Origin of the sequence: Rhizobium leucaenae USDA 9039, from assembly GCF_000426285.1 — a bacterium.
GTDB classification, from domain to species: Bacteria; Pseudomonadota; Alphaproteobacteria; order Rhizobiales; family Rhizobiaceae; genus Rhizobium; species Rhizobium leucaenae.
In genome coordinates this window covers 350,504-363,242 of sequence record NZ_AUFB01000002.1, presented here as the reverse complement: position 1 = coordinate 363,242, position 12,739 = coordinate 350,504, and the positions used below count along the sequence as shown (strand labels likewise).

15 protein-coding genes are annotated in these 12,739 nt (G+C 59.8%); 7 read left to right on the top strand and 8 right to left on the bottom strand.

Translation table 11 applies throughout. The features are described from left to right. Window positions 1-18 precede the first annotated feature (18 nt). The 3 genes from K290_RS0104505 to K290_RS0104495 all read right to left on the bottom strand — a co-directional run bounded on the left by K290_RS0104505 (window position 19) and on the right by K290_RS0104495 (window position 2,184). Window positions 19-528 carry a DUF1772 domain-containing protein gene (locus K290_RS0104505; protein WP_028750772.1) on the bottom strand — a complete coding sequence of 170 codons (510 nt, stop codon included), beginning with the start codon at window positions 526-528 and terminating at the stop codon, window positions 19-21. Window positions 529-615: 87 nt separating this feature from the next. Next, a complete protein-coding gene (locus K290_RS0104500; RefSeq protein WP_028750771.1) occupies window positions 616-1,470 on the bottom strand; it encodes a metallophosphoesterase in 855 nt (284 codons plus the stop codon). Between the two features lie 111 nt (window positions 1,471-1,581). Next, window positions 1,582-2,184 (bottom strand): superoxide dismutase, encoded by a 603-nt coding sequence (locus K290_RS0104495; protein ID WP_028750770.1) that lies wholly within the window; start codon window positions 2,182-2,184, stop codon window positions 1,582-1,584. Window positions 2,185-2,453: 269 nt separating this feature from the next. Here K290_RS0104495 and K290_RS0104490 point away from each other — a divergent pair, with 269 nt between their 5' ends. Together K290_RS0104490 and K290_RS0104485 are read left to right on the top strand one after the other, a co-directional pair. After that, window positions 2,454-3,104: an aspartate/glutamate racemase family protein gene (locus K290_RS0104490; RefSeq protein ID WP_028750769.1), complete on the top strand. Its 651-nt coding sequence runs from the start codon at window positions 2,454-2,456 to the stop codon at window positions 3,102-3,104. A 154-nt stretch (window positions 3,105-3,258) separates the two neighbouring features. Then, complete coding sequence (locus K290_RS0104485) at window positions 3,259-3,765, top strand: hypothetical protein (RefSeq protein ID WP_028750768.1); 507 nt, start codon at window positions 3,259-3,261, stop codon at window positions 3,763-3,765. A gap of 37 nt (window positions 3,766-3,802) precedes the next feature. Here the strand turns inward: K290_RS0104485 and K290_RS0104480 are convergent, their stop codons facing one another. After that, window positions 3,803-4,147, bottom strand: coding sequence for a nuclear transport factor 2 family protein (locus K290_RS0104480; RefSeq protein WP_028750767.1), 345 nt, complete (start codon window positions 4,145-4,147; stop codon window positions 3,803-3,805). Between the two features lie 183 nt (window positions 4,148-4,330). Here K290_RS0104480 and K290_RS0104475 point away from each other — a divergent pair, with 183 nt between their 5' ends. Together K290_RS0104475 and K290_RS0104470 are read left to right on the top strand one after the other, a co-directional pair. After that, a complete protein-coding gene (locus K290_RS0104475; protein WP_028750766.1) occupies window positions 4,331-4,519 on the top strand; it encodes a hypothetical protein in 189 nt (62 codons plus the stop codon). A gap of 16 nt (window positions 4,520-4,535) precedes the next feature. Further along, a complete protein-coding gene (locus K290_RS0104470) occupies window positions 4,536-5,774 on the top strand; it encodes an MFS transporter (protein ID WP_028750765.1) in 1,239 nt (412 codons plus the stop codon). A gap of 27 nt (window positions 5,775-5,801) precedes the next feature. On the opposite strand, the gene K290_RS38720 is transcribed toward K290_RS0104470, so the two are convergent. Both K290_RS38720 and K290_RS0104460 read right to left on the bottom strand, forming a co-directional pair. After that, a complete protein-coding gene (locus K290_RS38720; RefSeq protein ID WP_280748850.1) occupies window positions 5,802-5,924 on the bottom strand; it encodes a hypothetical protein in 123 nt (40 codons plus the stop codon). A gap of 137 nt (window positions 5,925-6,061) precedes the next feature. After that, a complete protein-coding gene (locus K290_RS0104460; RefSeq protein ID WP_028750764.1) occupies window positions 6,062-6,949 on the bottom strand; it encodes a branched-chain amino acid aminotransferase in 888 nt (295 codons plus the stop codon). A 208-nt stretch (window positions 6,950-7,157) separates the two neighbouring features. Between K290_RS0104460 and K290_RS0104455 the strand changes: the two genes are divergently transcribed. The 3 genes from K290_RS0104455 to zwf all read left to right on the top strand — a co-directional run bounded on the left by K290_RS0104455 (window position 7,158) and on the right by zwf (window position 10,710). Continuing rightward, window positions 7,158-8,198 carry a zinc-dependent alcohol dehydrogenase family protein gene (locus tag K290_RS0104455; protein ID WP_028750763.1) on the top strand — a complete coding sequence of 347 codons (1,041 nt, stop codon included), beginning with the start codon at window positions 7,158-7,160 and terminating at the stop codon, window positions 8,196-8,198. Between the two features lie 46 nt (window positions 8,199-8,244). Beyond that, a complete protein-coding gene (gene tam, locus K290_RS0104450; protein WP_028750762.1) occupies window positions 8,245-9,015 on the top strand; it encodes a trans-aconitate 2-methyltransferase in 771 nt (256 codons plus the stop codon). A gap of 174 nt (window positions 9,016-9,189) precedes the next feature. Next, window positions 9,190-10,710 (top strand): glucose-6-phosphate dehydrogenase, encoded by a 1,521-nt coding sequence (gene zwf, locus K290_RS0104445; RefSeq protein WP_028750761.1) that lies wholly within the window; start codon window positions 9,190-9,192, stop codon window positions 10,708-10,710. 85 nt (window positions 10,711-10,795) lie between these two features. Here the strand turns inward: zwf and K290_RS0104440 are convergent, their stop codons facing one another. Further along, window positions 10,796-12,157, bottom strand: coding sequence for a metallophosphoesterase family protein (locus tag K290_RS0104440; protein ID WP_028750760.1), 1,362 nt, complete (start codon window positions 12,155-12,157; stop codon window positions 10,796-10,798). Window positions 12,158-12,329: 172 nt separating this feature from the next. After that, window positions 12,330-12,725: a hypothetical protein gene (locus K290_RS0104435; RefSeq protein ID WP_028750759.1), complete on the bottom strand. Its 396-nt coding sequence runs from the start codon at window positions 12,723-12,725 to the stop codon at window positions 12,330-12,332. Between the last annotated feature and the right edge of the window lie 14 nt (window positions 12,726-12,739).

Here is a 12,739-nt window from a genome sequence, read left to right as displayed (position 1 = left end):
AATGGCCGGGCTCGCGCCTCATTGCAAGGCGACCGCGGTCACTAACAGAATAAAAGCCAGCAATCCCAAAACGGCACGTGCGGCATGTGACAATTCCCAGCGGTCGCGCAGCATGGTCCAGTCTGGTTTCACGACGGTGTCGATCCGGTGACCACCAACTGGATCGTGAGAGAAGAAACCTGCACCCAACCCTTTCAGCTCGACGTCCTTGAGCCAGAAATTGTTTACCGGTTGTGTCAGCAACCAAAAGATCGCATGCATAACGACCATGGCAGCGAAGGCGGCGGCGCACAGCCAGAAGGTGACTGTGTTAAGTGGCGTCAGGAACAGGAGAAGCAGAAGCAAAAGAGCGCCGATCGGCTCAGTGACACCACCGATCGTAAACCCAGGATAATAAATCCGCTGAACCGTCAGATAGTCTTCTTTCGACAGTCGCATTTTGCCCGGCAGCTCCAGCAAATGCGCTAGCGCCAATGCCATGGCGACCGCGACGACTAAAATGGTCAGAATTTGCAATGTCGGAAACATCGGCTTTGCCTCACAGCAGCCTCGGTTCCTAAACTTTCATCGGTGCCGATCGTTCCCTGCAGGTATCAGAAGATGCGGGATGCCCGCTCATGCATCCTGCAGTACGAGCACCCTGCTCTCCTCACGCCCGAATCCTTGGATTTCCAGCCGATCCTCATAAACCGAGACAATCGCATAGGCATTGCTATCTTCGGTATCGACCATGCCCTTGAAATTGATGAAATAGGTGTCGTCGACAACGCCGAAATTGCCAGCATGATTATGGCCGCTCAAATAGGCGACCAAATGATCCTGTTCGGCGAACAGCATCAGCATGCTTTCGCTGTCAAACGCGTTATGGGAATTCTCCGGGAAGATCGGATAGTGGTTCATGACGATCACCTTCTCGCCGGCGGCTTTAGCCTCGTCCAGTTTGGCGACGAGCCAGGCATATTGGGTATCGCTGATAGCGGCATTCCAGCGATGAGGGTTCATCGCACCGGCCCGATGCAGCGCCTTCATCAGCAGCTTAGCCTCTGCCCGGCGCGGATCGCCCTCCGGCGGCGCAAAGAGGCTGATCTCATTGCCGTCGAGCGCGATAAAACGATAGCCGGCATGAGCGAAGTCGTAATAGGCCGAGGGCATGCCGACGCGGCTTGCGACTTCGTTCAAATGCTGGCTCGCAACCGCAAAATCGTGATTGCCGAGCAGGAAATGCCGCGCGTGCCGCAAGGTCTCGTAGACCGGCAAAACCGCATCGAAACTCTCCCAGCCGCCATCGATGATATCGCCGAGCGTGACGACGAAGGCGAGATCGTGCCGGTTGAACTCCGCTATCGCTTCTTCCAGCTTGGCGAGGCTATTGGCCGGGTAGCGATCAAGCGCAGGGTTGGGCTCCAAGGCGGCATATTGCGGATCGGCGACGACACCGAAACGGAAGAGCGGAGCGGATGGAGACGGCATGCGGCCTCGCTGGGAAGTGGCTGATGGTAATAAGAGCCTGTTAACGGCAGATACGAAAACACCCGACGCTATGGCAGCGCCGGGTGTGAAAGCAAGCCGAGATGGCAAAGCTTACTTCGTGGCAGCTTCGTAGCGCTCCAGGACGTAGTCCCAGTTGATCAGGCTGTCGATGAAGGCCTCGAGGTATTTCGGACGCAGATTGCGGTAGTCGATGTAGTAGGAGTGTTCCCATACGTCGACGCCGAGGATCGGCGTGGCGCCATGAACGAGCGGGTTTTCGCCGTTCGGGGTCTTGGAGATTTCGAGCTTGCCATTCTTGACGGAAACCCATGCCCAGCCCGAGCCGAACTGGGTGGCGCCGGCAGCGGCGAAATCGGCCTTGAACTTGTCATAGCCGCCGAGATCGGACGTGAAAGCGGCTTCCAGCTTGCCCGGCAGCTTGTTGCCGCCGCCGCCCTTCTTCATCCACTTCCAGAAATGGATGTGGTTGTAGTGCTGGGCAGCGTTGTTGAAGAGACCGGCATTGGTGCCGAAGGACTTCTTCACGACCTCTTCGAGAGAGAGATCGGCAAGGCCCGCTTCGGCCGCCAGCTTGTTGCCATTGTCGACATAGGCCTTGTGGTGCTTGTCATGGTGAAACTCGAGGGTTTCACGCGACATGAAGGGGGAAAGCGCTTCGTAATCATAGGGAAGTTCAGGCAATTCGAAAGCCATGGTCTTATCTCCTCTTGGCAAAAAATTGCGTCGGCAGGTGATCGGGAACATAGGAGGGGACGATGTGAAGGGCAACCGGCGGCATGCCAAAAAATAGCGGACTAAAGGAAAATTTACCCGTCTTTCCAACATATATTGTCTGCATCCTCCGCGGGTATTTTTGCGCCTTCTAACGCATGGGATCCGTTGATCTGCGTCGACATTCGGATGCACAGAGGCTAGGTTCAGCGGATCGTCGCCCCATTTGGGCGGCTTCAATGAGGCCGCCCATGAAAATTGCCTGCCTGCACACTGCCGAAAGCAACATCGCGATCTACGACGCCGCCGCCAAAGCGCTCGGCCTTCCGGCCGATGCTCTTTATCACCATGTCCGCGCCGATCTTCTCTTTGCCGCGGAGGAGGCCGGCGGGCTGACACCGGACATCGAGGCGGAAACGGCTTCGGTCCTGCAATACCTTGCACAGGATGCCGATGCCGTCGTGCTCAACTGCTCGACCCTTGGCCCTGCGGCATTGCTGGCTGCAGACACATCCGAGGTCCCGGTCGTCAGGGCCGACGGCGTGCTCGCACAAAATGCCGTGAAAGCCGGCGGCAAAGTCGTCGTTCTTTGCACCACTGAGACGACCATCGCCCCAACCACCCGGCTATTCGAAGACGCAGCCAAGACCACCGGCGCCGACATTTATGTCCGCCTGATCGACGGGGCATGGACGCTATTTCGGGCCGGGGAACAGAACGCTTATCTGGCGCGGATTGCTGAGGCAGCGAAGGCAGCCTATCGCGAAGGGGCTCGGACGGTGGTCTTCGCGCAGGCATCGATGACCGCCGCGCCGGCGCTCTTGGGCGAAGAATACGCACTGCCCCTCAGCGGTCCGGCCGCAGCGTTGGAAGCGGCAATGACGGCGGTTGTCGCAAGCTGAACCAGGACCCGCCGGGACTTGCAGTTTCAAGATAGGATTGAAGCAGTTGACAGCCTACCAACTAGTAGGTTAAGAATTCAAACCTCTAAGCGAGGAAGCTACCAGCGCCTCGCCCCTCAAAACTACCTACTAGTCGACAGATAAAGGAAATCTAATGCCCGCGCCTCTCTCTTTGCTCGGCGAAATCCATACCCTCCTCAGTTTTGTCCCGATCGCTGCAGGGCTTTACAGCTTTGCCAGGCATGGCGGAATCCGGCCCGAGATGCGGTCGGGACAGATCTATCTCGGTGGATTGGCGCTGTCGGTGGTGACCTCCTTCGGCCTTTCCTCAACGGGTGGGTTCAATCCGGGACATGCACTCGGCATCATGGCTCTGCTGGTAGCGGCAGCCGCAATTTTGGTGGGGAGACTGAGCTTTCTCGGCCGGCTGCGGCCTTATCTGAAGACGTTCGGCCTGTCCTTCACCTATTTCCTGCTTTGGGTTCCCGGCATCAACGAAACGCTCTCGCGGCTGCCGCCGTCGCACCCGATCGGCAACGGTCCGGATTCGCCGCCCGTACAGATGGCCTTGCTCGTCTGGTTGATCCTGTTTGCCGCCGGCAGCCTCCTGCAGGCCTGGACGATCCATCGCGGCCATGCGCTATCCCGGGCGAGAGCGTAAACCGAGTGAAAGGCCGGCTTCGGGCTGGCCCTAGCTGCTAGACATTGCGTCCGAAATAGACATTCACCTCGGCGATCCTGTCGCCGGTAAAGCGGATCATCTCCACATTGCGAAAGCTGCTTCCGTCGATCTTCTCGGCGCGATAGCCGACAATCACCTCATCGCGATCCGGCACGAGATGTTCGATATGAATGGCGCGGAAGATCTTCTCCTTCGGCCAGCAATGTTTGAAATATTGGTCGCGGTCGATGTGATCGTCGCGCGGGCTGGAAAAGGTAAAATCGCTGGTCAGCATCGGGCGGACGACATCGGGATGCTGTGCGACATAGGCGGCATATAGCCGCCGCACCGTATCGCAGCGGGCAGTATCAAGAGTGCTCATGGTGCATCTCCTCTTAGCCGGCGGGCGCTCGGGCATCGATTGGGTCGCCGGCAATCCGATTGCAAAATGCAATCAGTTTATATCACGATGTGACAGAACCGACAAGGCGCTTTGCGGGCTTGGCATCACCGGTGGCGTGGTCCAGACTATCGGCCTAATCGACATTAGCAGGAAGCAGTCGCCATGCCGGAGGCTCATCAAATATTGGAAAAGCTGCGCCGCCTAGCGGGGAAGGACAATCGGCCGGTCACCATCTACAACCTCGATGTCGACCGGCTCAACCTTCCCGATCTCTTCACCGGCGCCGACCTGCTGGCCCGCCTAAGGGGCATATCCTCACGTCGGGCAGCCAAGAATTATTTTATACGTTGAATGCAAAGGCCAAGAAATGACTGCTGAGACAAGATGGGATGCGGCCGCGCCGGCCGAACCGGAAACCGCTTATTGGATGCGGAATCTGATCATCTGCCTCATCGGCTCCTTCACCACCATTGTGGCGATGACGCTATTGCTCCCCTTCCTGCCGCTCTATGTCGAGGAGCTTGGCGTCACCGACAAGGCGGCAATCGTGCAATGGTCCGGGATCGCCTATGGTGCCACCTTCTTTGCCGCCGCCTTCGTCGCGCCCCTCTGGGGCCGGCTCGGGGACATCTATGGCCGCAAACTGATGCTGGTGCGCGCAAGCCTCGGCATGACGGTTGCGATCTCTCTGATGGGAATGGCGGGCAGCGTATGGCAATTGGTGGCGCTGCGCCTGTTTACCGGGCTCGCTGGCGGATATGCCTCGGGCTCGATGGTGTTGGTGGCGACGCAGACGCCGAAACATCGTTCGGCCTGGGCGCTCGGCGTATTGTCCTCCGGGATCATGGCTGGCAATCTGGTCGGACCGCTGATCGGCGGCGCGCTGCCGCCCGTCATCGGCATTCGCGGCACCTTCCTGCTCGCTGGCGGCGTGATCTTCTTAACGTTCATCGCGACGACTTTCCTGATCAAGGAAAAGAAATCGCCGGCGCTAAAAAAGGCTGCGAAAGCAAGCGGCGGCTGGGCTTCCATACCAGAGAAACGGCCCGCCTTCGCCATGTTGTTGATAGGCCTGCTGCTGATGCTCGCCAATATGTCGATCGAGCCGATCATTACCGTCTATGTCGCGCAGTTCGTCGACGGCGCACATGTCACGATGATTTCGGGCGTGGTCATGGCTGCGGCGGCACTTGGCAGCATCCTCTCGGCCTCATGGCTCGGCAAGCTTGCCGATCGCATTGGCCATTGGACGGTGATCACGGCGGCACTCGCGGTCGCGGCGTTGCTGTTGATCCCGCAGGCTTTCGTAACCTCGGCCTGGCAACTGATTGCGCTGCGCTTCCTGATGGGCATCGCGCTTGGCGGGCTGCTGCCCTGCATTACCGCCGTCATTCGCCTCAACGTACCGGACGCGGCGGCCGGGGGCATCCTCGGTCTTTCGATCTCCTCGCAATATGTCGGTCAGGTGGCCGGCCCCGTCATGGGCGGCTTCGTCGGCGGCCATGTCGGCATGCGCGCCGTGTTTCTCGGAACCTGCGTGCTGCTGGCGATCGGCGCGATCTATTGCTGGTGGGTCAGCCCAAAGAAAAAGACGGCGGCCCTATAGGGCCGGCGACTTCAACTGCGTCCGACATCACCAGGTGAATCCGAACAGCATCGAATAGATGACGAACGCTGTCGCCGCGATAACGCAGAGCTGCAAAAACAGCCTGTAATAGTCGAAGAGATAGACGGAAGGGGGAAGAGAAATTTTCATGTCGGCCTCCTCAATAGCTTTGCCGGCCGACGTCATTTTACCACAAACCCTATCTTCGCATCGCCTAAATTAATTACCTTCGGGCGCTGACGAAATCCACACAGGAGCGCGCGAGCGCTCCCAGCTCCGACCGCTCCTCACTCCTCGCTGGCAGTGCGCCCGTAAGCCCAGTCCATGTAGAGTTCCAACGCTTTCCGGGCGACCGGACCCTGCTGGAATTCGCGATTATCGAGGCGGTTGACCGAAACGACTTTCGAGTAGTTGCCGGTAGTGAAGATCTCGTCGGCGGCCATGAATTGCTCGACGGACAGCGTTTCCTCGCGCACGTCAAATCCTTCCCGGCGCAACAGGCCCATGACGCGGGCGCGGGTGATACCGGCAAGGAAAGTACGGTTGGCGACCGGCGTGCAGATGATGCCATCCTTCACCATGAAAACGTTGGAGGAGGCAGTCTCGACGACATTGCCGATCATATCGCGCACCAGCGCATTGTCGAAACCGCGCTTCTTCGCTTCCACGATCATGCGGCCGCTGTTCGGATAAAGTGAGCCGGCTTTGGCGTCGGTCATCGCGGTTTCCGGCGACGGGCGGCGGAAGGGCGAGACAGTCAACGTTACGCCGCCATGGCCGCCCAACGCCGCCTCGAACAGGCAGAGCGCGAAACGGGTCGATTCCGCATCGACGGCGACGACGCTTGCCGACGAGCCGTGTTCGCCCCAGTACATTGGCTTGATATAGATCGGCGTCTTGCCATCGAATTTCTTCACGCCCTCCCAGGCGAGCGCTTCGATTTCCTCAGCCGTCTTGAGCGGCTTCAGCCCCATGGCGAGCGCGGAGCGATTGATGCGTTGACAATGAAGGTCGAGATCGGGCGCGATGCCGTCGAACCAGCGCGCGCCGTCGAACACGGTCGAGCCCAGCCAAATGGCATGCGAGGTCGGGCCAATCAGTGGCGGATTGCCGGTGAGCCATTCTCCATCGACATAGGTCCAGGTTGTGGAGCGAGGGGATGTATCGACGGCCATGATGATTTCCTCCTGAAAGCGGCAAGCAGGAGAAACCCGCACAACCTGGGGGTCAAGCAGAAATTTCCGCTTGGAATCCATTCGCAACAAAGCGCCGGAAGCAGCATTTCCAGCGCAACTTTCATGCGCTGAAACAACAGCTTGACGAATGGGTGAATCCGGAAAAATGATGGGCCACCTCAAACGCGGCAGGATGCGCGAGATTCCAATGAAAGCTATGTACTATGAGGCCTTCGAGGCCACGCCCGAGATTCGGACCCTTCCCGACCCGACGCCAAACGAGGACGGTGTCGTCATCGCCGTCGGCGCCACAGGGCTTTGCCGCAGCGATTGGCATGGCTGGATGGGCCATGACCCGGACATCAAGCTGCCGCATGTGCCCGGCCATGAACTTGCCGGCAAGGTGGTGGCAGCGGGCCGGGGCGTCGTCCGTTTCAAGGTCGGCGACCGCGTCACAGTGCCCTTCGTCTCCGGCTGTGGCCATTGCTCCGAATGCCATTCCGGCAACCAGCAGGTTTGCCCCAACCAGTTCCAGCCCGGCTTCACCCATTGGGGGTCTTTCGCCGAATATGTGGCGATCGATTATGCGGACACCAATCTGGTGCACCTGCCGGAGACGATCGACGATGCGACGGCGGCGAGCCTCGGCTGCCGTTTCGCGACGTCGTTTCGTGCCGTCGCCGATCAGGCCAGGACCCGCCCGGGCGAATGGATCGCGGTGCATGGCTGCGGCGGCGTCGGCCTGTCCGCCATCATGATCGCAAGCGCGCTCGGCGCGAATGCCATCGCCATCGATATTTCCGACGAGAAGCTGGCCTTCGCGCGGGAATGCGGTGCGGTGGCGGCGATCAATGCGGCCGGCGTTGCGGATGTCGCCGAGGCTGTGCGCGAGATCACCAAGGGGGGCGCACATGTGTCCATCGACGCGCTCGGCCACCCCGCCACCTGCTTCAATTCGATCAAGAATCTCCGCCGTCGCGGCCGGCATGTGCAAGTCGGCCTGATGCTCGGCGAGCATGCCGCGCCGCAGATTCCGATGGCGCAGGTGATCGGGCATGAGCTGGAGATTTACGGCAGCCACGGCATGCAGGCCTGGCGTTACGACGCCATGCTGGACATGCTTGCCGCCGGCAAGATCGCCCCGCAAAAGCTGATCGGCCGCAAAATCAGCCTCGAAGAGGCCGTGCCGGCGCTGATGGCGCTGGACAAGGCGGAAGGCACGGGAATCAGCGTCATCACGCGATTTTAGGCATCGCCCCAACCCGAATATGTAATATGATGATGGGGATAGCATCATGGCATGGTCTGCCGGCCAATACCTGAAATTCGAGGACGAACGCACGCGCCCGGCGCGCGACTTGCTGGCGCAGGTACCGTTGGAGCGCATAGATCGCGCTGTCGATCTTGGCTGCGGTCCTGGCAATTCGACGGAACTCATCGTCGAGCGCTACGGTGCGGCCGGCGTCTCTGGCCTCGATAGCGACGAGAATATGCTGGAGGCAGCTCGCAAGCGCCTGCCCGGCACGACCTTCGTCAAGGCCGATCTTGCCACCTGGCAACCGGAAGAACCGGTCGATCTGCTTTTCGCCAACGCCGTTTTCCAATGGTTGCCTGATCATCTCGACATTTTCGAGCGCCTGATGGACGGACTGAGGCCAGGCGGAGTGCTCGCCATCCAGATGCCGGACAATCTGACCGAGCTCAGCCATCTGATGATGGAGGAGACCGCGAAAAATGGCCCGTGGAGCGACGCTTTCGCGAAGAAAAGCGTGCGCCGCAATGCCCTTCCCTCGCCCGCGGTTTATTATAACCGGCTGATCGGCAAGTCCGCGCGCGTCGAGCTCTGGCACACAAACTACAATCACCCATTGGAAAATGCCGCCGCCATCGTCGAATGGGTCAAGGGCACGGGCTTGCGCCCCTATCTCGATCATGCCGGCGACGAATACCGGGGTGCCTTCGCCGCTGACTATCTCGCGCGCATTGAGAAGGCCTATCCGCCATTGGTGGATGGCAAAGTCCTGCTGCGATTTCCGCGGCTGTTCATGATTGCCGTGAAGAAGTAGGGCTTAAGCCGGGTAAATCGCAGCAGGGCCGCGGCAATCTGTCGATCCCATCGACAACCGGCAGCGGACCGCGCTAGAACAAGAGCAGCCAACGCAAAAGCCGAAAACAGGTCTGAGGAGATATCCCATGTCGTTCAGAAACCCGATGTCCATCCGCTTGGCTGAGGTGCACTCGTGAGCGGGCCGAATGTTGCACCGGCGCCGCCGCTGACCTTCGTCATCTTCGGCGCGACAGGCGATCTGACGCGGCGGCTGCTGATTCCGACGCTGATCAACATGACGCGCAGCGGGCTCGTGGGCGACGATCTGCATATTCTCGGTATCGGCATCGAAACCGGCGGCGTCGAAATGCTGCTGGAGCGCTTCGAGTCGTTTCTCGCGACATCCGGCGACATGCAGGACTCGGCGCGGCAAGAAGCCTGGCAGCGCCTGCGTAAGCGCATCGCCTATATCTCTGGCGATTTCACTCAGAATGCCGTGTATGAGGAAATCGCCAAATACCTGTCGCAAGCGCCGAACGCCAACGCGGCCTTCTATTTCGCCGTGCCACCGCGTTTCTTCGGCGATATCGCCGAAAAGCTCTCCGCAAACGGGCTGGTCAACGAAACGATCGGCGCCTTCCGCCGGATCGCGATCGAAAAGCCCTTCGGTCACGACCTTGCCTCGGCACGCGAGCTGAATGCCCGGCTGCTCAGCCACGCCAATGAAAGCCAGATCTATCGCATCGATCATTTCCTGGGCAAGGAAACCGTCCAGAACATCATGACGACGCGCTTTGCCAACATGATGATCGAGGCGCTGTGGAACAACAACTATATCGATCACGTCCAGATCACTGCGGCGGAACTGGTCGATGTGGGCATGCGCGGCAAGTTCTACGATGCGACGGGCGCGCTGCGCGACATGGTGCCGAACCATCTGTTCCAGCTCCTGGCAATGGTGGCGATGGAGCCGCCGAACAGCTTTGACGCCGAATCGATCCGCAATGAAAAAGGCAAGCTTTTGAAAGCCCTGCGCATCTACTCGCGCGAGGAGGCAGCCAAGAACGCCGTGCGCGGCGCCTATACGGCCGGTCCGCTCGACGGCAACAACCTGCCTGCCTACACTGAAACGGCTGACGTATCTCCCGACAGCAACACGGAGACCTTCGTCGGGCTCAAACTTCTGGTCGATACCTGGCGCTGGGCCGGCGTACCCTTCTACCTGCGCACCGGCAAAGCGATGAAAGCCCGCGATACCGAGGTGGTCATCACCTTCAGGCAGGTGCCCTTCGCGCAGTTTCCCCGTCACGAATCCCGGCCCGAGCTGCCGCCGAACAGGCTTATCATCCAGGTGCAGCCCGACGAGGGGCTCGACATGGAAATCTCGATCAAGTCACCAGGTCTGGTGCTGAAAACCGCGCCGGTTTCGCTCGACTTCCGTTACGCCGACCGCTTCGATATCGGCAAGCAGACCGGCTATGAGAGCCTGTTCTACGAACTTTTCGTCGGCGATCAGACCCTGTTCCAGCGCGCCGACGGCATCGAAGCCGGCTGGGCCGCGGTACAACCTTTCCTGGACCTGTGGGCCGAAGGCGGTAAACCCGATCCTTACGCGCCGGGCAGCATGGGCCCAGCCTGCGCCGACGAGTTGATTGAACGGGATGGCCGTACGTGGCACCGGCCGGAGGACGCGCCGGCGGTCAAGAAAGGGTGAGGCTAATGGGTCGACGACGGGTCGGCGCTGCTTTCTCGGGCGTAAAACTAATATAGGTGCGTTCAGGGACGCTTCTAAATGCCGGTCACTTCGCGGCCGCGATCCGAACCTGCAGTCCATCGCCCATAAAGGCGCGATGCGTCGCTCCGCCCTGGGCATGACCCACGCTCCAATGCGTCGGCCACACCAAGCGTTCGAGGCCGGTGGCGGAAGCTCCGTCGAAAGAACTCCATCTCTCGTCGCCATGCATGCGATAGAGAATACCGCCCGGCCCCATTCCGGCATGCAAGGCGATATCGACATCGAAGGGCCTGCCTGGGGCGAGATCGGGCCCGAACCAGTAATGCGGACTGCGGCCGGGGTCGCGTCCAAGGATAAGAGTCAGAGTTTGTCGCGGACCGCGTACACCAAGCCAGAACGGTTCGATGCTGCCGGGATTGAAAGCAGAGAAGAATGTTTGGGCGGGTGCATGCGCTGTCTCCGGCATTAGGCCCTTTATCCGCAATTCGATGATGCGATCATTGTTCATCGGACCGGTAAAGCCGGCGGGATGAATCCCTAGGGACAGGTCTTGCCACGCCTCGGGATCGGCTGGTTTGAAGGGCCATTCCAACCACTCACGAACGATGCCGGCCGTATCCACCACCTGATAGCGAAAACTGGCCGCATCGAGCGCCGCCTGGATGCAATGAAGATATTCCACGCCCTCCGGCATTCTATGCGCGGTGCCTGCGCCGGCGGTGCAAAGCTGCAGGACGCCGCGGTGAATCTGGATGTCGAAGGCAAGGATGTGGCTGCAGACATAGGCCAGAACCTCCGCTTCGACCAGAATATCCCAAAATCGATTGGTGTAATCCGGGCCGATCTCGCGCTGATACGATCCAGAAAATCCGTTGATGGGGAAAACCGGATGGTGGCCGAGGACGATCTTGTGGCGGGCATCGCTGTGGCTCTTCAAGGTCGCCTCCAGCCACTCTGTCTCGACATGGCCCTCGCCGCCGAGACCGGTCCACAGCGTATGGACAAAGACCAGCAAGAGATCGTCGCGGCGCACCCAGTAAGACAGGCCTTCCTGGCCAGCCGGTCCGTTTGCCGGAAGCTGCAGGACCTCACGAAAGACCTGCTCGCTCATTTCGTCATAGGTGGTGTGGTTGCCGGTCGTGTGCCAAAGCGGCGTTTCTTGCCGATCGAGCCAGCCCATTTCATGCTCGAACCAATGCCGCCATTGCGCCCTCAAAGCCTTCGGATCGGCGGTCAGCCCAATGATTTCGTCGCCCGGAAACAGGATGAATTCCGGCGGCGGATCGAGCCGGCGCAAAACGGAATTGACGGCGGCGAACGTGTCCTCATGCAGCGCACCCGGCACGCCGGAACAGGAATCGCCGTAGAGCACGAACTGATGACCAGGCCCGTTCGGTAAAAGAGATGGAATGGAGTTTGCGGACATGGGACAGTTTGCAACCGGCTGCACGCTTAAACATTCTCAATCCTAAGAAGTTCAAGGTTGAGCCATAGCGAACGTGGAACGATTTTGGAGGACGGGGACATTCCTGGCTTTTTGAATCGCGGCCAAAAACCCCGCGAACGAATCGCGGGGTTTAGTCGGCTACGTCAGCCGATCAAAGGAACTGGCTCAACCCCGGCACGGAATTGACGACCTCGTCGACCACTTCGTTGCCGGCATGTTCGCGGGCAGTCGCGATGGTTTCCTTAGCGAGCGAAGAAATTTCGCCCATGTTGAGACCGCTGCTCATCAGGGACTGGCCAAGCGCCATGATGCCGCCACCCGCGCCGACGGCGCTGAGGAGGCCGCCGAGCAGCCCACCGCCGGACGTTTCTTCACCATTATATTGTGCCACCAGATCGGAAGCGCCGGGGATGGATTCGATCATCTTGGTGACCGGGCCATCCGGAGCTTCGCGCTGCAGGAAGCCGAGCATCATGCCAACGGCCTTCTCTGCAATATCGGGGGAAATGCCGGCTCTCGTTGCGATCTGATCAATAATCTCGTTCATTCTGGCCTCCTGCC

What these genes read in the sequence shown, in the direction of transcription:
- K290_RS0104505 (WP_028750772.1), bottom strand. Translation starts at nt 528, where the DNA reads ATGTTTCCGACATTGCAAATTCTGACCATTTTAGTCGTCGCGGTCGCC.
- K290_RS0104500 (WP_028750771.1), bottom strand. Translation starts at nt 1,470, where the DNA reads ATGCCGTCTCCATCCGCTCCGCTCTTCCGTTTCGGTGTCGTCGCCGAT.
- K290_RS0104495 (WP_028750770.1), bottom strand. Translation starts at nt 2,184, where the DNA reads ATGGCTTTCGAATTGCCTGAACTTCCCTATGATTACGAAGCGCTTTCC.
- K290_RS0104490 (WP_028750769.1), top strand. Translation starts at nt 2,454, where the DNA reads ATGAAAATTGCCTGCCTGCACACTGCCGAAAGCAACATCGCGATCTAC.
- K290_RS0104485 (WP_028750768.1), top strand. Translation starts at nt 3,259, where the DNA reads ATGCCCGCGCCTCTCTCTTTGCTCGGCGAAATCCATACCCTCCTCAGT.
- K290_RS0104480 (WP_028750767.1), bottom strand. Translation starts at nt 4,147, where the DNA reads ATGAGCACTCTTGATACTGCCCGCTGCGATACGGTGCGGCGGCTATAT.
- K290_RS0104475 (WP_028750766.1), top strand. Translation starts at nt 4,331, where the DNA reads ATGCCGGAGGCTCATCAAATATTGGAAAAGCTGCGCCGCCTAGCGGGG.
- K290_RS0104470 (WP_028750765.1), top strand. Translation starts at nt 4,536, where the DNA reads ATGACTGCTGAGACAAGATGGGATGCGGCCGCGCCGGCCGAACCGGAA.
- K290_RS38720 (WP_280748850.1), bottom strand. Translation starts at nt 5,924, where the DNA reads ATGAAAATTTCTCTTCCCCCTTCCGTCTATCTCTTCGACTATTACAGG.
- K290_RS0104460 (WP_028750764.1), bottom strand. Translation starts at nt 6,949, where the DNA reads ATGGCCGTCGATACATCCCCTCGCTCCACAACCTGGACCTATGTCGAT.
- K290_RS0104455 (WP_028750763.1), top strand. Translation starts at nt 7,158, where the DNA reads ATGAAAGCTATGTACTATGAGGCCTTCGAGGCCACGCCCGAGATTCGG.
- tam (WP_028750762.1), top strand. Translation starts at nt 8,245, where the DNA reads ATGGCATGGTCTGCCGGCCAATACCTGAAATTCGAGGACGAACGCACG.
- K290_RS0104440 (WP_028750760.1), bottom strand. Translation starts at nt 12,157, where the DNA reads ATGTCCGCAAACTCCATTCCATCTCTTTTACCGAACGGGCCTGGTCAT.
- K290_RS0104435 (WP_028750759.1), bottom strand. Translation starts at nt 12,725, where the DNA reads ATGAACGAGATTATTGATCAGATCGCAACGAGAGCCGGCATTTCCCCC.